Genomic DNA, 15,353 nt, shown 5'->3' with positions numbered 1-15,353 from the left:
TTCTTCTGTCAGTTGAGGTTCACCCGAAACGAAGCCCGGCGCCGTCTGCCGGTCTTCGTTTTTTCTTACATCTGAGCGGCGTGAACGTGGGCCTGGCCCTTGTAGCCAATCCCGTCGAACTCGTACCGCTCGGCCATATCCGCGTATTCATCGGTACGCGCGTAATTGGCCAGCCATTCCTCATCCTGGGCCGTGCATCGCTCCCGGTGGGTCATCAGCCACCGGTAGCGGTGCATGCCGTCCTGGAACAGGGGCCGGCGCTCTTCCGCTGCAGGCTGCTCCTGGACCGAAACATCAATGATCACACCATCCGCCTGGGCAGTCAGGGCTTCCGGCGTCTGCCTGCCAAGAATGTCCCCGCACTCAACCAGCACGCCGTCATCTTCCGGCAAGGTCAGCATTGCGCCGGGCGCGATCCGCTGAGCTTTCGCCTCCAGGCGCATCAGCTGGCCCTGCTGCCGGCGGTCCCTGGCCGCGTCGATCCGGGCCTTCGGGAAATACGGCTGGGCGTGTCCGTCCAGCTCGGCAACGCAGACCCGCAGGCCGGCCAGGGTGTAGACGTAGACCTTTTCAACGTCCCACATGTCGTAACGCACATCCACGATTTCGCCGTGCAGCTCCTCCAAATCCTTGTGGAAATAGCTCCCGCCATAGAACTGCACCAGGCCGCGCCGGACCTTGCGCTTTTCGCTGGGCATGAACATCTCGGCCCGCTGGCTTTCGGTCACGTGATCCGGCTTCCAGCCTTTGTTCACGGCGTCCGCCCAGGCCTGATCCGGGCTCATCCGGCGCATCCGGCCGTCTTCAATGCGGATCTTCGGCAGTGCGGAATGGGGCCTGGCGTTGTATTCCCGGACCACTGCCATCAACACTTCCTTGAATTCCTGCCAGGTGGGGAGGGCAGCCCGGCCCGTTTTCTTGAGAGCATCACGGCTGAACTTGAAGACCTTTTTCGCCGCGTCCCGGTCCATGTCCGCATGGGAGCAAGAAAACAGGCGCTTTGCCGCTGGGACCCAGATGGACTTGCCGGCCCTCTCCATCAAGCCCTTGCCCTGGGGGCACCTGGCCCGCGAATGGGTCAGCTCGTATCCCAACCGGGCCGCCATGCCCGTGCCCATCTCCGACCAGATCGCATTCGTGTATCCTGAGCCGCGGTCCGCGTAGACCATCGCTGGAAGTCCGGCGCCGACGCAGGCCATGCGCAGCGCGTCCAGCGTAGACATGGCGGATTCGGCCAGCGAAACGGAAACCCCCACGCAGCGCCGGGTTGCCACGTCGATCACGAGGGTGATCTCGGGCTTGAACGGCTGGCCATGATCCGGATGCTGAATTTCCGCGTCGAAAGTGGTGCCGTCCATCGTATAGACGTCGCAGGGCCACAGTTCGTCGGTTTTTCGGCGTACGTAGGGCAGCAGGCCAAGGTAGGCGTTGCCGGTTTTGCGGCCTTTTTCCCTGGCCAATGTAGAGAGGGAGCAAACGAAGCGGCGCACCGCGTGGTAATTTGGGCATGGCCCGGTCCCGGTCCAGCCGGCGGCGAACTCCCGGTGGGCGTCCGCCAGGGAGGGCTTGGAGGGGCGCTGGTAAATGGCCAGGAAATCATGCCCCCAGGCCGGGAATGTTTTCGGCTTCGGCGCATACGCCGGGGCGAGTTCGATCTCGCCGCCGGCATGATATCCGCCGACCCACCTATATAAGGTTGCCTTGCTCAGCTTCCGCCCGGACTTGCCATCCTCACCACCGACCACGGCCCGCTCCAGATGCAGGCTCAAAGGCTCCCGCAGATTCCCGCTTTTCGCGGCAGATACCAGGGACTCGATCACGGTATTCCGGGTCAGCCCCCCCGCCTCCAAACGCTCGATGTGCCGGACAAACACCATCCGAGAGGTCATCACCTCACGCTGCCAGTTCGTCAGCAAATCCGTCCGAGAATCCTGAACCACCGGCAAAAATTCCCGCTCCACCACGGCAGGCACAGCCGAGGGGTTGCTGAGGAGGTGCGCTTGGATCTTTTCACGGACATCGTGAGGTAATCCCTTATAAGGATACACGCGCCCACCGCCGCGGCCCTGGCGTTTTTCGAAGGGCCATTTGCCTTCATTTGCCATCTCATTGACTCTACGCTTTGAGATACCCATAGCCTGGGCGATATCCGCTGCTGCATATGTCGCCTTCATTCTAGCTCTCCTTTGCCAGGAATCCTTCTGGGCAACCCTGAGCGAGAAACCACAACCTGATTCGCTCGCTGCTGTAGCGCCCGGACAGCCAGTGCGACACCATAGACCGACTGACGCCAATCCCTTCGGCGACGTCCTTGCCCTTGATGCCCTTCTGCAGCATCCAGATTTTGACTTTTTTCAGTTTCACAACAACTCCTCCATAAGAGCCCGCTTTCTGGAAGCGCGTTTCTTTTCCTCCAGGGTCAAGCGCCCGAACTCCATAATTTTAAGATCATCAACGCTGACAACCCGAAACCCGGTAACGGACAAAGCCGCATCCAGGATTGCCGTATTGCCGGTTATCATTGCCATCGCCGCGGCGAATTCCAGAGGGAAGCGCCAGCCTTGTTTGCTGGCTGCCGTCCAGCTGTTCAGGTGGTTAACGGTGACGCTCTCACCGGTCACCCGGCTCATTTCTTCCGCCAGGTCTTCCCGGGAGATAGGGCACTTCTCTAGTGTCTCACGCAGTGCCTCTTGAACGGCATCCCGCACCCTGTATCCACCAGCTCGAACCGGTTCACGGTGCAGGTCCAGGGGTAGTTGTAACTGCCCCCTGTCCGTGCGGGCTTTCTTTTTTGTCATTGCATTACCCTTGTTCCTGTCGTAACTTCCGGTGCTCCATCAATTTGTTGAGATGAGTTGTACAATTAAAAATTGAACCATGTCAACGTAGAATTTAAGGTTCCCACTTCTTTTTTTCACAAAAAAATTATACTTGTAATACTAAATTGAAATGATTAAACAAAACAATAAAACTCCTCCGCCCGCTTCTCCGCTCGCTTTGGAAAAAGAAGTGAGCGGAGAAAAACGCCCACACCATAAAAAATTCGAGCAAATTTTAGAGCGTCTTTTCTATGCCGTTGATGCTGCCAACGACAGCGAACTTGCCCGTGCTTTGGACAAAACCCCACAAGCAATTGGCGCGGCCAGGGATCGGGACAACGTTCCGAGTAAATGGATTACAACTATAAGTGAAAGATGGGGGTATTCCGCGGATTGGCTCCTGCACGGGACTGGCCCCATGATGCGTGAGGGGCAGGATATTCCCGTTACACGCCTTGCCGTCGAAACAAAGGGGCTAAAATGCGAAGAGCCATTGCAAACATATGGCAGGGGTGTGAGGCTTGGCAGCGTCGATCTGGTGCATATCCCGAAAGTGAAAGCCAGACTATGCGCCGGCAGCGGCAGTATGGAGACGAGCGACGACATAGATGGGTATTACGCATTCCGCAGCGACTGGATCCACCGCAAGGGACAGCCTGGCAGGATGGTGCTCATGGACGTGACCGGCGATAGTATGGAGCCGGAGCTGAGGGACGGCGATACGGTCCTGATAGATCAATCCAAGACAGAGATCCTTCCCGGAAAGGTCTACGCCGTAGGCATCGAGGACGCCGTGATGATCAAGGCCGTAGACGTAGAGCCGGGCCAGATCATCCTCCGGTCATTCAACCGGGATTATCGGGAAATCGCTGTAAAGCCAGGCCAGATGAACGGAGTGCGGATCGTGGGGAGAGTGGTGTGGAGCTGTAGGGAGTTTGGGTGAACACATTTAATTAAAGGAGGGCTTATGGCCAACGAGTTGCTGTGCACGAATTGCGGGGCAAAAGGGAAGCCAAAGAAGATTGCGAAGGGTTCTTTTGTTTTAGAGGTTGTCCTTTGGCTACTGCTGATCGTTCCTGGAATTATCTATTCTTTCTGGAGACTAACATCCAAGCAAAAGGTTTGCCCCATCTGTAAAGCGCCAAATATGATCCCGCTCAGCAGCCCAATGGCCCAAAAGATTATGGCCCAATAATGAAAGCCAGCGCCGCAATAGCGGCCTGGCTTCTTCTCTTTGCCTCTGCAGCATGGGCATGGGAGGGGAAGGTGATCCACGTCGCCGATGGCGACACCATTACTGTCCTGACTGAAGACAAGCGCCAAGTCCGTGTCAGGCTATGGGGGATCGATGCGCCGGAAAGCGGCCAGCCATACGGCCGCCAGGCAACCGCATACGCCCGCGAGCTGGCCGCCGGACAGACCGTGCGGATCGAGGAGATGGATACCGACCGCTGGGGCCGCACCGTGGCCCTGGTCCACCTCCCAGACGGCCAAACCCTCAACGGCGCCATGATCCGCGCCGGCCTGGCCTGGGTCTTCCTCCGCTACTGCAACCGCCCCAAAATCTGCATCCCCTGGGCCCACGGCCAAGAAACCGCCAAAGAATCCCCCCTCGGCCTCTGGACCGAAAAACACCCCACGCCACCGTGGGAATGGAGGAGGAAGTGAGAAATGCCTGATCAACTGATTATTCGGAGTGAAGAGGACGCCTATTCAGTACTTCAGAGGCACATAGACGGAAGTATCGACCTTGAAGACGTCTCTATTCAGTTTGAAGGGTGGCCTAGGCTTGAAGTAACTCTTTGCGGAGAAAAATACCGGCAGTCGATAACTCCGACGATGATGAAGTCATTTTTGGAATTTCAATCAGAAATATATAGATCATATAGCTTTATAATCTATGAATCCTATAATATTCGCTTGTTATCCAAAGAAGAGCGTGATAAACTCGAAATAATTGTTAAGGTTGTCGGCGGTTCATCAATTTATGATATCAATTTCCAAGAGATAATTGAAAAGTTTCTTGGGAAGGGAATAGAAAAAATGGACTCAAAGCAAATCACCTTGATAGTAATTACGCTTGCTGTCCTGTTTTTTGGAAATTCCGCGTTTCGCACATACCTTGACCACAGAAAAAACGTCCGCATTGCGGAGGTTCGGAGCGATGAGCAAAGAGAGCACTTGCAAGCACTACAGTTTTTAAGCGAACAAGAAACGGAACGATCAAGAATCATAGCATCAATAGCCGCTGAAAATGATCAAGTTCGAGACATCCAGCACTTTGCATACGACGCTCACGGCGCACTTGTTAAAAGCATCGCGCCAGCGAGCAACGGAAAAATCCAAGGAATAGAGATTGACCCTGAAACTGCGGAAATACTTACCGCAAACGCAAGAAAGCACGCCGAAGAAACGAGACTCGACGGCACATACAAAATACTCCGCGTCGACACGTCAGACCCAACTGAATTCAAGGTGCGCATTCAAGACACCACAAGCGGCCAACTGATCGACGCGATATTGCAAGACTCCATCCTCAGCCCACAGAATAAACCTACGCTGGAAAGGGCTGTGTGGGCCAGGACACCTGTATCCCTGGCCATAAACGCAAGGAGCCTGCAAGGCGAAATCAGAAATGCCGTAATAATCTCCGCCCGCGAAGCCGGAGCGGTTCAGACCGCTGAGCAATAAAAAAGGTGGCCCGGTCAACGCTCCGACCAGGCCACCTTAAAAATTCTCATTTAACATGCAAAAATCACCTCCCACCCCCGCAAATTTCTCAACTCCAACCCGAGCTGCCTTTTTTCCTTCACTCCCTTCCAAACCCTTTATCCATCCCACTAAATCCCGCCCCGTCCCACCCAATCCCGCTTCTTTCACTTTCTCATTCTAGGTGCTAGCTCACACCTCAGGCCCCGCGGGTACAGTTTCCGGTGTTCATCAGTTGATAATTTACCATTCATAGGCAAAAGAAAAAGGGGTTAGATATTCTCTAACCCCTTGATTTTTATGGTGGAGGCGGGGGGATTCGAACCCCCGGCCTCTGCCTTGCGAAGGCAGCGCTCTCCCAACTGAGCCACGCCCCCATGAACAAGAGTTCTCAATTAGTCGATTGAAGGTGTTTCGGTCAAGCGACGAATCCGGCATTGTCAGACGCATTCTGGAGCGACTAATCCAGTTGGGCTCCGGCTGGGCTTAATACTGTTAAAATTACATCGCAGCTTTTTTTCGGTGCATCCTGAAAGCCGGGTGCAGCGAAGAGATTTTCTTTTGACTGCGGATACGATTCTGTTTCATCTCAAGAAGTTTTTTCCGCTGACTGATCGCGCATCCGTTCAATGATGGAATTGAGTTCCACGGCCATGCGGGCCAGTTCGGACACGGCTTCGGCGGATTGGTTCATGATCTCGCTGGTCTCGGATGAAATGCGGTTGATGTCCTCGACGCCCCGGTTGATCTCTTCGCTGGTGGCGGATTGCTGTTCCGCGGCCGTGGCAATGGAACGAACCTGGTCCGCGGCGAGTTCCGCGAGAGCCAGAATCTCCTGGAGGGCCGCGCCGGACGTGTTGGCCCGAGCAGTGGCTTCCTCGATGGCTGCCATGGCCTTGTCCATTCCTTCAATATTCGATCTTGTTCCCTTCTGAATATCCGCAATTGCCTGGCCGACCTCCTTGGTGGCGTTCATGGTTTTTTCGGCCAGTTTGCGTACTTCGTCGGCCACCACGGCAAAGCCGCGACCGGCGTCTCCGGCCCGGGCCGCCTCGATGGCCGCGTTCAGGGCCAGGAGATTGGTCTGGTCGGCAATGTCCTCGATTACGTTCATGATCCGGTCGATCTGATTTGCCTGTTCGCCAAGCTGGCTGAGTGTGGATTTCAGTTCCACGGATTGCTGCTGCACTTTGTTGATGGCCGAGACGGATTCTCCTACCACCTTGGCGCCGGCCAGGGCTTTTGTCCTGGCCTGATCCGAGGCTTCCGCAGCTTGGGAGGCGTTTTTGGCCACTTCCAGAACAGTGGCGTTCATCTCCTCCATGGCCGTGGCCGTTTCAGCCGTTCTGGCCCGCTGCTCTTCGGCTCCGCGGCTGGCTTCCTCCACCTGGGCAGCCAGCTCCTCGGCTGCCGATGCCATGGAGTTGGAGATGTTCGTTGCCTTGTCCGCCGCTTGGGAAATGATCTGGTTTTGTTCGTGGATCTGGGTTTCCTTGGTCTTCAGGGCCGTCATGTCCACGTAGAGGCAAAATCCGCCGATGCAGACGCCGTCAAGATCGTAAAGCGGGCAAACATTGGCCAACACGTGTCGCACTCCGCCCTTGTGTCCGGTGATGGTCACCTCCAGGTTCCTGAAAACCTGGCCGTGGTTGATGGCCTTGCCCACGGCGGTTTGGCGTGTCGGGTCATTGTAGAAAATTTCCGCCAATGTCCGGCCGTATTGTTTTTCCGGAGGCCCTTCGATCTGGAGCATGTCCAGGCAGGCCTGGTTCGTGAACAGGGCGCGTTCCTTGACGTCCACCAGCAGAAAAGGGGTTGGCAGGCCTTCGATGATTCCTTTGTTCATGCCCTTCTCATGTTTCAGTGCGTGGGCGACGTTTTCAATGCCGGAGAACAATTCCAACGAGCATCCGGATCGGTTCTGCGTCCGGTCGGATACGTTCCTGAACTCACCGGTTGAGAGGTGGTTCAGGAGCACCTGGACTTCGCGCAGAGTCCTTTCTGAACGTAGGTACAGAAAGGCGATGCCGGCCAAGGCGGCCAATCCGGCGCTGGCCACGAGCAAATTTCCGGCATGTCCTGTCAGCCCGAAAAAGAATGTCCCCGCAGTGACCACGGCAATGACAAGAGCGCTGAATATCACGTTGAGCATCATGAGCCGTTGCTGACGCATTTTGCATCTCCTTTGACGGGTTGGATAGCCATTCGGTAGCTATACCGCATGGCTTTCCGTGGAATGATCAGTTGTTTCGAAAATTGTCGACGTAGGGCCTTTCAAGAGCTGAAAGGTGGCCGCCTGGACAGCCAGGAAGGCAATCTCCTTTCCTTCCAGAAAATTCTGCAGATGGGAATGTTTTTGGCGCAGTGCGTCGGCAACGGCCTTGCATTGGACTGGGTCCTGGAGGACTACGGCCTCTCCATGGATGGTCAAGGCCATGGTTTTCAGGCGATCCCGGGATGGGTGCGCATTTCGATCGTCCAGCAGCAGGCTGACCTGCGGGTTGGATATTATATTTGCGAACTTGCTGGTGTTGCGGTAGGTGGCCATGAAGAAGGTCATGCTATCCGCGGACGGGACGTAGGCCATCAGGGATGTGTGCGGGATGTTGTTGAGGGATGTGGCCAGGACCAGGATATCCTGGCTTTGAATCAGCGTCCTGATGCTCTCGTCCATGGAAAACTCCTTCGATTGATGTGCGATTCTGCTTGATTCGGCTAGCAGGAAGAACGATGGCAATCAAGTGCTATTACTGCTTGTACGGCTGGATCTGCAATTCATAATGAATATGTAACGTTTTCAACTACGGCTTTCCATGATGTTCCGGAAACAATCCGCGGACCATTGATAAGCCGGAAATGGTGGAGGTGGAGAATGACGGGTGAATTGCACGGTCAAATGCTCAATCTGGCCAAGGAGGCCAGGCAGGCTTCGCGGATACTGGTCGCGGTCCGGGGGTCGCAAAAGAATGCGGCGCTGCGGGAACTGGCTCAGCGCCTGCAAACGCAGGCCGATCAGGTGCTGGCGGCCAATCAGCGCGATGTGGATGCTGCGCTGTCCGCCGGTCTGGACGCCGCGCGCGTGGATCGCCTGCGGATTACCGGCTCGACCATCGAGGGCATGGCCCAGGCCTGTCTTGAGGTGATGGCCCAGGCCGATCCGGTGGGAGAGATCGAATCCATGTGGCAGAGGCCCAACGGCTTGCAGTTCGGCCGGATGCGCATTCCCCTGGGCGTGGTGATGATGATCTTCGAATCACGTCCCAATGTGACCATTGAGGCGGCGATTCTCACGCTCAAGGCCGGTAACGCGGCCATTCTTCGGGGAGGTTCGGAAGCGTTTCACTCCAATCAGGCTCTGGCCGCACTGATCGCCGACTCGCTGGAGGCTGCCGGGTTGCCCAGGGCCGCTGTCCAGCTGGTTCCGGTCACGGATCGTGAGGCGGTGTCCCACTTGCTGAAACTGGACGAATTCATCGACGTGGTCATTCCCCGGGGCGGAGAGTCCCTGATCCGGGCCGTATCCGAGCAGGCGACCATGCCCGTGCTTAAGCACTACAAGGGCGTTTGCCATGCATACGTTGATCAGGATGCGGACCGGGACAAGGCCCTGGAGATCGTCTTCAACTCCAAAGTTCAGCGATGCGGGGTGTGCAATGCTCTGGAATGCCTGCTGGTGCACGAGGCCGAGGCCGAGGCCTTTTTGCCCCGGGTCGCGCAACGGCTGGCCGAGTCAGGCGTGCGATTCAAGTGCTGTTCCCGTAGCCTGCCCTTGATGGGTGTGCATGCCGAAGCCGCTGAAGAAGAGGACTGGGGCCGCGAATTTCTGGCCCTGGTGCTGGCGGTTCGAGTGGTCCGGGACATGGATCAGGCCCTGGAACACATCGCGGCGTACGGATCCAACCATACCGAAGCCATTCTGACCCGGGATCATGACCGGGCAATGCGCTTTTTGCGCGAAGCCGACGCATCCCTGGTTCTGGTGAATGCCTCCACCCGGTTCAACGACGGCGGACAGATCGGTCTGGGCGCGGAAATCGGCATCAGTACCTCCAAGCTGCACGCCTACGGCCCCATGGGCGTGCGGGAATTGACCGGGCTCAAGTTCATCGGTCTCGGACAGGGACAGGTCAGGGAATGAACGGCTGGCTTTCACGGAATAATCCTGTCTTCCGAAACTGATAATTTTGTTGACCGTGACGGACATGTCCACCCGACAGAAGCGAATCGGCGTCCTGGGGGGGTCGTTCAATCCCATCCACAACGGGCACCTGCGTCTGGCCATCGAGGCGTTGGAAATACTGGGGCTGGACAGGGTGGAGCTGATTCCTTCGGCGGTTCCGCCGCACAAGGAACCGGGGGGGCTATTGCCGTTCGGTCTGCGCTGTCGATGGGTCCGCGAAGCCATCAACGGTCATCCCGGACTGCATTGCAATGTGATGGAGGGCAGGAGAAAAGGTCCATCTTATACATTGGACACGCTTGAAGAGCTGGTACGTTCCTTGTCGGGCGGCCGGCTCTTTTTTTTGCTCGGCGTGCCGGATCTGTTGACTTTGCCGACCTGGAAAGGCGGGCTGGAACTGTTTCACAAGGCGGATGTCGTGGCTGTGGCCCGCCAGGATATGGCATTGGAGAGCACCCGGAATTTCATTCAGGAACACTGGCTCCACGCTGCAAAACCGGAGCGGCGCGAATCGCCTTATGGTGTGGTGTGGCAATGGAATCTTGAACAAAACAGTGCTCGAATGCTGCTCATCCATCCCCCGTTCCTGGACATCAGTTCGACAATGATCCGGAACTATTGGCGCATGGGTCGGAATATGAAATATCTCGTTCCTGATCCGGTACTTGAGGAGATGAAACGCCAGGACTCATTGCTGGGACGATTCTGGAAATGATGGAACAGAGCTTTGTGATTCATGAACAAATGCCGCCCTGCTCAGGATAGAGTCAATGTTGCTTTGACGTCGCTTGCCAGGCATCAAAATTTCAATGTCACTTCAAACTTGGTTTTTTTGTAAATTCGGCGTACTGCAAATGTGAAAGCAAGCCGTATTCGGTTAGGATGGGCCTGCAGCTCTCATGCAAAGGAGTGGTAGATGGCAATGAATAATCAGAACATGTTTCGTGCCCTACTTGCAGGCTTGGGGCTTCTTGCGTTGGGATTGTTCGCCGCGGCGCAGTGGACGGATTTCTGGTGGCTGTTCTTTCCGGGAGCCATGGCTTTGGCGCTGATGGTGTTATGGACTGCAAACAGCTGCGCAGGACCTTCCGTTTCGGCTCTGCAGGCCGCTGATGATGTTTTGGCGGGCAAAGCCGTTGATTTTCAGGTTCTTGAAATCGTGGACGTCAACGATCAAAAAATTGTCGAACTGGCCCGTCTGGCACAGCACGGGCAGCAGGAAGTCGCGTTTTTCCGCCAGGGGATGAGCGAATTGAAGACGCCGTTGCTGAAGTGCAATCCCCAGGGTGAGGTTCAATTTTCAAATACCGGTTTCCATGGGGCCTTGCGCAAATCCCGGGACAAGATCGACGGCAAATCAGTTTCCGAGGTCCTTTTCGGACGTCCGGCTGGATCTGCCCTGGAAAAAGCCATGGCTGAGGGGCGGGCGCTGGATGAGGAGATTGCCCTGACGCTTTGGGACGGCAGAGTCTGGAATGTGCGGTGCCTGCTGGCTCCGGTACGGGGGGAGAAAGGACATCTCGACGGTTTCCTTCTGATCTTTTTCGACTTGCAGGGCGTCAAGGAGAGTCAGGAACGTCTGGAAGAACAGGATAGAGTCCGGATGCAGCTGGGGGAGGAGATCAACGAGCTGTCCCAGCGGGTGGCGTCGGCATCGGAAGAGCTTTCCGCCTCAGCCGATGAGCAGGCCCGGGGCGCGAGACAGCAAAAAGAGCAAACCGACTCCGTTGCCACGGCCATGGAACAGATGACCGCCACGGTGTTGGAAGTGGCTAAAAGTTCCTCCACGGCGTCCGAGGCTGCCCACGAAGCCAGGCAAGCCGCCCAGGAAGGTGTGGGCATGGTCGAACAGGCCGTCTCCGGTATCCAGGGCGTGGCCGGGTCGGCTCGCCAACTGGGCCAGGTGCTGACGCAGCTGAATCAACAGGCCGGAGCCATCGGGCAAATCATCAACGTGATCAACGACATCGCGGATCAGACGAACCTGCTGGCCCTGAACGCGGCCATCGAGGCGGCCAGGGCCGGGGATGCGGGCCGCGGCTTTGCCGTGGTGGCTGATGAAGTCCGCAAGCTGGCGGAAAAGACCATGACCGCCACCAAGGAGGTGGAAAGCGCCATCCTGACCATCCAGGGCCGTTCCAAGGATGCCGTGGTTTCCATGGGGCAAACCGAACGTCAGGTCAAGGAAAGCACCGAGCACTCCAACCAGGCCGGCGAGGCGCTGAGGCTGATCATGCAACGGGTGGAGGACGTGGTCTCTCAGGTCACCCAGATCGCCACGGCAGCCGAGGAACAGTCCTCCGCCACCGAGGAGATCAACCGCAGCGTCGAGGATATTGCCCATATTGCCCGGGAAGCGGATGAAGGCGCGGACCAGGCCGCCGCGGCAACCCGGGACCTGGCGCAACTGGCCCAGGAACTGCTTTCAGCGGCCCAGGCGTTCAGCGGAAGCACGGACATGAGCAGATTAAAATCTTCCAAAGGGGAGATGAAAGGGATTCTGCCGAAGTTGATGCAGGAGTATGTCAAGGAAAATTTCGGCCGTGAGGTGTTCGACAAGCTGCAACGAGAACTTGGGAATCCGGTCTTTCTGCCAACAGCAAGCTACCCTGACCAGGTAATCCGGCAAATGGCGGACATTATCGCGGGAATCACAAAAAAGAGCAGTCGGGAAGTGCTGCTGGGCCTGGGCATGTACACGGTGCCCCAGTTCCACAAGATGTACCGCCGGCACTTCAATGCCCGGGATCTCAAGCAATTTTATCTGAAGATGAACGATGTCCACGCCAGGTTGACCAATGAGCACCCGGGCATCAAACCTCCCACCTTCACCTATGAGGATAAAGGAGACGTCCTGTTCATGAATTATCGATCTCAACGGGGCTTGTTCGACTACTTTGAGGGCATCCTCAAGGGCGCGGCTCGGTTTATGAAGGAAAGGGCGGACATAGCGGTCAAGCCTCTTGATGATACCACGGCCAGAGCGGAAATTCGTTTTTTCAAGAGTTGATCATGGTTGAAAGCATGACTCATACTACCGTTGATCCGGATCGGTTTTTGATCTCGATCCGGCAATGGGGAAGCGTTCTGGAGCGGCTTGACCAGGAACTGTCCCAGGTCATTCCCGCCAGGGAGGAGGATTTTCTTGCTCTGGGCGCGAACATCCAGGCGTATACTTCCAAGTCCAGGAAAATGGCCAGGGAGGCCGCCGACCTGACCACCCTGACCGGCGGGGAAGAGATTTCCCAGATCGTAGAGACACTGGGTTACGAGCTCAATCAGATCAATGAGGTATGCGGCTTTACGAGCCGGGAGACGGATCTGCGTCGGCTGGAAAAGGTCGTGCGGTTGATCAGCTCCCTGGAAACGCGGACGGGCAGTTTCCGCAAGATCGTACGCACCTTGCAGATGCTCGGCGTGACGACCCGGATCGAAAGCGCCCGACTGGGGGAGAAGGGCAGGGGGTTCATGAATCTGGCCGGCCAGGTGGACAGTCTTGGCCAGAACATCATCGATCACTGGAACAAGATCGTTAACGATACCAAAATCTTGCACGAACACGTCACATCCGCGCTCCACCGGACCGGAGCCCTGGTCCGGGAACAGCGCTCCGTCACCGAGGAAGCCCTGAGCAGCGGACACAAAAATCTGGAAACCCTGGTCCGGTTGACGGATCAGTCCGGCGCTGCATCGCAAACTCTCTCCAGCCGTACGAGCGAGATCAGCAGTCATGTGGGATCCATCGTCTCCTCACTGCAGTTCCACGACATTGCACGGCAGCAGGTGGAACATGTTTGCGAGGCCGTTGAGGACATGACCCAGATGCTGCTTGTGGGCGTGGACGGAGAAGGCGAGGACGCCGAGACAAAAATGCAGGACCTGGCCTGCTGGATCGCCGATGTCTGCTCCCTGCAGGTCTCCCAGTTGCGACAATGCGGCGTCGCCTTTGAGCAAGCCATTGAGACCCTGACCGGTAACTTGTCCAGCATAACGGACACGGTGGCGGCCATGGACAGGGATCTGCGGGCCATACTCGGGGCCGAGGACAATTCCAGCCATAACGCCCTGGACCAGATCGAGGCCAACGTGCATCTGCTGATCGACTTCATGCAGGGGTATTCCGCCAAAAGCGAGGAGCTGGCGGACATCATGCGCACGGTGGGCGACATGGTATCCCAAATGGCCGCCTATGTTGCCAATATCGAGGAGGTCGGCGCGGAGATCGAACTCATCGCCCTCAATGCCAGCGTCCAGGCGGCCCATACCGGCGAGGAAGGTCTGGCCCTGGGAGTGCTGGCCGGAGCCATCCAGCGTCTGTCCATGGATGCCCGGACCCTGACGGACGTGGTCGCGGATGAGTTGCGCGATATATCGGAGCATGCCCATGAATTGCTGAAGCTGGCCGATATTTCCGTGAATACGCAGAAGCTGGGGCAACAGGTGGGACGGCTGGAGGAAATGATCAGCAGTCTGCGGACCTTGAATCAACAAACTGTCCAGACGTTCAGCGAAGTGCGCGCCATGGGCGCGGAATTGAAGCGGGACCTTCTTGACCAGATCGAGGCGATCACCTTTCACCATCCGATGCTCGCGGAACTGCGGCAGGCCGGAGACGCGTTCATGGAGCTTGCCAACCAGGCCCTGGAACATTCCTCCCGCGACTGCGACCCGGCTGATCGTCCGGAACGATTGAAGGTGCTGCTTTCCCGGTACACCATGGAAGCTGAGCGCATGGTTCACCTCGGACTCGATCAGGATGAGGCGGATGCCGCACAGGATGACAGTGGAGTCGATCTCTTTGGCGATGACGACGGGGTTGAACTCTTTGGAGACGATTCGAACGTGGAACTGTTCGATGATGATTCGCGGACTTCGAAAAAGCCCGAGCAACGTGAGGAAGATCTCGGGGACAATGTGGAGTTGTTCTGAGGGGAACCAGTGCGGAACAGGGGAAGATGACATGGCCCAGTGGGAAATTTTGAATAATGACGCCACCACCCGAGTGTTCAAGCTTTCCGGGAGATGGGGAGTCGAGAGCGCGGAGGAACTCCACCAGGCGTTCCTGCAGGCAGTGGACGGCTCCGTTTTGTTGCAGGTGGACATGGAGGCGGTGGAGGATGTTGATCTGTCCTTTTTTCAGATCATTTGCGGCGCATTCAAGACAATGGAGGAAGGGAGGATGCAGTTTGTGAAAATCCCGGAGCACATTATCAGCAAGGCGGACAGGATGGGTTTTCTCCCAAGACATTCTTCGGGAATTTTCGGTAAAGGAGTTCAGGAATGAGCAAGCGCATCATGACTGTTGACGATTCCAGCAGCGTCCGTCAGATGGTCGGGTTCACGCTCAAGGATGCGGGATACGAGGTGATCGAGGCTGTTGACGGCAAGGATGCCCTGGGCAAGCTGTCCGGAACGGTGGACATGATCATCACGGATTTGAACATGCCGAACATGGACGGCATCGAGTTGATCCGCCAGGTTCGAGCTTTGCCCGCGTACAAGTTCGTGCCTATCGTCATGCTGACCACGGAATCCCAGGCAGAAAAGAAGCAGGTGGGCAAGGACGCCGGGGCTACGGGTTGGATCGTCAAGCCCTTCAAGCCGGAGCAACTGCTGGCCGTTGTGAAGAAGGTCGTTCGCTAGCC

General features: G+C 56.8%; 15 protein-coding genes and 1 tRNA gene. 10 read left to right on the top strand and 6 right to left on the bottom strand.

Going from position 1 to position 15,353, the window contains the following annotated elements; genetic code table 11:
* Window positions 1–65 precede the first annotated feature (65 nt).
* The 3 genes from BLP93_RS00745 to BLP93_RS00735 are packed head-to-tail and all read right to left on the bottom strand — an operon-like array spanning window position 66 to window position 2,798.
* Window positions 66–2,174, bottom strand: coding sequence for a Mu transposase C-terminal domain-containing protein (locus BLP93_RS00745; protein ID WP_092116216.1), 2,109 nt, complete (start codon window positions 2,172–2,174; stop codon window positions 66–68).
* A gap of 1 nt (window position 2,175) precedes the next feature.
* The gene (locus BLP93_RS00740) at window positions 2,176–2,364 is read right to left on the bottom strand and encodes a helix-turn-helix domain-containing protein (protein WP_092116214.1); all 189 of its coding nucleotides are present in this window, start codon (window positions 2,362–2,364) and stop codon (window positions 2,176–2,178) included.
* Window positions 2,361–2,798, bottom strand: coding sequence for a hypothetical protein (locus BLP93_RS00735; RefSeq protein ID WP_092116212.1), 438 nt, complete (start codon window positions 2,796–2,798; stop codon window positions 2,361–2,363). Before BLP93_RS00735 ends, BLP93_RS00740 begins: the two co-directional genes overlap by 4 nt.
* A 211-nt stretch (window positions 2,799–3,009) precedes the next feature.
* On the opposite strand from BLP93_RS00735, the gene BLP93_RS00730 reads away from it, so the two are divergent.
* The 4 genes from BLP93_RS00730 to BLP93_RS00715 all read left to right on the top strand — a co-directional run bounded on the left by BLP93_RS00730 (window position 3,010) and on the right by BLP93_RS00715 (window position 5,510).
* Complete coding sequence (locus BLP93_RS00730) at window positions 3,010–3,762, top strand: LexA family transcriptional regulator (RefSeq protein WP_161946139.1); 753 nt, start codon at window positions 3,010–3,012, stop codon at window positions 3,760–3,762.
* A 24-nt stretch (window positions 3,763–3,786) separates the two neighbouring features.
* Window positions 3,787–4,014, top strand: coding sequence for a YqaE/Pmp3 family membrane protein (locus BLP93_RS00725; RefSeq protein ID WP_092116208.1), 228 nt, complete (start codon window positions 3,787–3,789; stop codon window positions 4,012–4,014).
* A gap of 71 nt (window positions 4,015–4,085) precedes the next feature.
* On the top strand, window positions 4,086–4,487 hold the full coding sequence (locus BLP93_RS00720; protein WP_161946138.1) for a thermonuclease family protein: 402 nt from the start codon (window positions 4,086–4,088) through the stop codon (window positions 4,485–4,487).
* A 3-nt stretch (window positions 4,488–4,490) separates the two neighbouring features.
* Window positions 4,491–5,510: a hypothetical protein gene (locus BLP93_RS00715; protein WP_092116204.1), complete on the top strand. Its 1,020-nt coding sequence runs from the start codon at window positions 4,491–4,493 to the stop codon at window positions 5,508–5,510.
* A 319-nt stretch (window positions 5,511–5,829) separates the two neighbouring features.
* Here BLP93_RS00715 and BLP93_RS00710 read toward each other — a convergent pair.
* The 3 genes from BLP93_RS00710 to BLP93_RS00700 all read right to left on the bottom strand — a co-directional run bounded on the left by BLP93_RS00710 (window position 5,830) and on the right by BLP93_RS00700 (window position 8,202).
* Window positions 5,830–5,905 (bottom strand) — tRNA-Ala (locus tag BLP93_RS00710).
* A 212-nt stretch (window positions 5,906–6,117) separates the two neighbouring features.
* Window positions 6,118–7,701 (bottom strand): methyl-accepting chemotaxis protein, encoded by a 1,584-nt coding sequence (locus BLP93_RS00705; RefSeq protein WP_092116202.1) that lies wholly within the window; start codon window positions 7,699–7,701, stop codon window positions 6,118–6,120.
* Between the two features lie 39 nt (window positions 7,702–7,740).
* Window positions 7,741–8,202 carry a pyridoxamine 5'-phosphate oxidase family protein gene (locus tag BLP93_RS00700; RefSeq protein WP_092116201.1) on the bottom strand — a complete coding sequence of 154 codons (462 nt, stop codon included), beginning with the start codon at window positions 8,200–8,202 and terminating at the stop codon, window positions 7,741–7,743.
* A gap of 198 nt (window positions 8,203–8,400) precedes the next feature.
* On the opposite strand from BLP93_RS00700, the gene BLP93_RS00695 reads away from it, so the two are divergent.
* The 6 genes from BLP93_RS00695 to BLP93_RS00675 all read left to right on the top strand — a co-directional run bounded on the left by BLP93_RS00695 (window position 8,401) and on the right by BLP93_RS00675 (window position 15,351).
* On the top strand, window positions 8,401–9,666 hold the full coding sequence (locus tag BLP93_RS00695) for a glutamate-5-semialdehyde dehydrogenase (protein ID WP_092116199.1): 1,266 nt from the start codon (window positions 8,401–8,403) through the stop codon (window positions 9,664–9,666).
* 64 nt (window positions 9,667–9,730) lie between these two features.
* Window positions 9,731–10,423, top strand: a complete 693-nt coding sequence (gene nadD / locus BLP93_RS00690) for a nicotinate (nicotinamide) nucleotide adenylyltransferase (RefSeq protein ID WP_139162870.1) — start codon at window positions 9,731–9,733, stop codon at window positions 10,421–10,423.
* A 201-nt stretch (window positions 10,424–10,624) separates the two neighbouring features.
* On the top strand, window positions 10,625–12,718 hold the full coding sequence (locus BLP93_RS00685; protein WP_244148604.1) for a methyl-accepting chemotaxis protein: 2,094 nt from the start codon (window positions 10,625–10,627) through the stop codon (window positions 12,716–12,718).
* Between the two features lie 14 nt (window positions 12,719–12,732).
* Window positions 12,733–14,637, top strand: a complete 1,905-nt coding sequence (locus BLP93_RS16980) for a methyl-accepting chemotaxis protein (protein ID WP_161946137.1) — start codon at window positions 12,733–12,735, stop codon at window positions 14,635–14,637.
* 31 nt (window positions 14,638–14,668) lie between these two features.
* Complete coding sequence (locus BLP93_RS16975; RefSeq protein ID WP_161946136.1) at window positions 14,669–14,992, top strand: STAS domain-containing protein; 324 nt, start codon at window positions 14,669–14,671, stop codon at window positions 14,990–14,992.
* Window positions 14,989–15,351 carry a response regulator gene (locus tag BLP93_RS00675; protein WP_092116193.1) on the top strand — a complete coding sequence of 121 codons (363 nt, stop codon included), beginning with the start codon at window positions 14,989–14,991 and terminating at the stop codon, window positions 15,349–15,351. The genes BLP93_RS16975 and BLP93_RS00675 overlap by 4 nt, the downstream gene beginning before the upstream one ends.
* The last annotated feature ends 2 nt before the right edge of the window (window positions 15,352–15,353 follow it).

Source organism: Desulfonatronum thiosulfatophilum, from assembly GCF_900104215.1.
In the GTDB taxonomy this organism is placed as follows: domain Bacteria; phylum Desulfobacterota; class Desulfovibrionia; order Desulfovibrionales; family Desulfonatronaceae; genus Desulfonatronum; species Desulfonatronum thiosulfatophilum.
Note: the sequence above shows the minus strand (reverse complement) of the source record. Positions and strands in the feature narration are given on the sequence as shown.

Coding starts and splice junctions, on each gene's coding strand:
- BLP93_RS00700 (WP_092116201.1), bottom strand. CDS start 8,202: ATGGACGAGAGCATCAGGACGCTGATTCAAAGCCAGGATATCCTGGTC.
- BLP93_RS00685 (WP_244148604.1), top strand. CDS start 10,625: ATGGCAATGAATAATCAGAACATGTTTCGTGCCCTACTTGCAGGCTTG.
- BLP93_RS00705 (WP_092116202.1), bottom strand. CDS start 7,701: ATGCGTCAGCAACGGCTCATGATGCTCAACGTGATATTCAGCGCTCTT.
- nadD (WP_139162870.1), top strand. CDS start 9,731: ATGTCCACCCGACAGAAGCGAATCGGCGTCCTGGGGGGGTCGTTCAAT.
- BLP93_RS16975 (WP_161946136.1), top strand. CDS start 14,669: ATGGCCCAGTGGGAAATTTTGAATAATGACGCCACCACCCGAGTGTTC.
- BLP93_RS00735 (WP_092116212.1), bottom strand. CDS start 2,798: ATGACAAAAAAGAAAGCCCGCACGGACAGGGGGCAGTTACAACTACCC.
- BLP93_RS00745 (WP_092116216.1), bottom strand. CDS start 2,174: ATGAAGGCGACATATGCAGCAGCGGATATCGCCCAGGCTATGGGTATC.
- BLP93_RS00675 (WP_092116193.1), top strand. CDS start 14,989: ATGAGCAAGCGCATCATGACTGTTGACGATTCCAGCAGCGTCCGTCAG.
- BLP93_RS00695 (WP_092116199.1), top strand. CDS start 8,401: ATGACGGGTGAATTGCACGGTCAAATGCTCAATCTGGCCAAGGAGGCC.
- BLP93_RS00725 (WP_092116208.1), top strand. CDS start 3,787: ATGGCCAACGAGTTGCTGTGCACGAATTGCGGGGCAAAAGGGAAGCCA.
- BLP93_RS16980 (WP_161946137.1), top strand. CDS start 12,733: ATGACTCATACTACCGTTGATCCGGATCGGTTTTTGATCTCGATCCGG.
- BLP93_RS00715 (WP_092116204.1), top strand. CDS start 4,491: ATGCCTGATCAACTGATTATTCGGAGTGAAGAGGACGCCTATTCAGTA.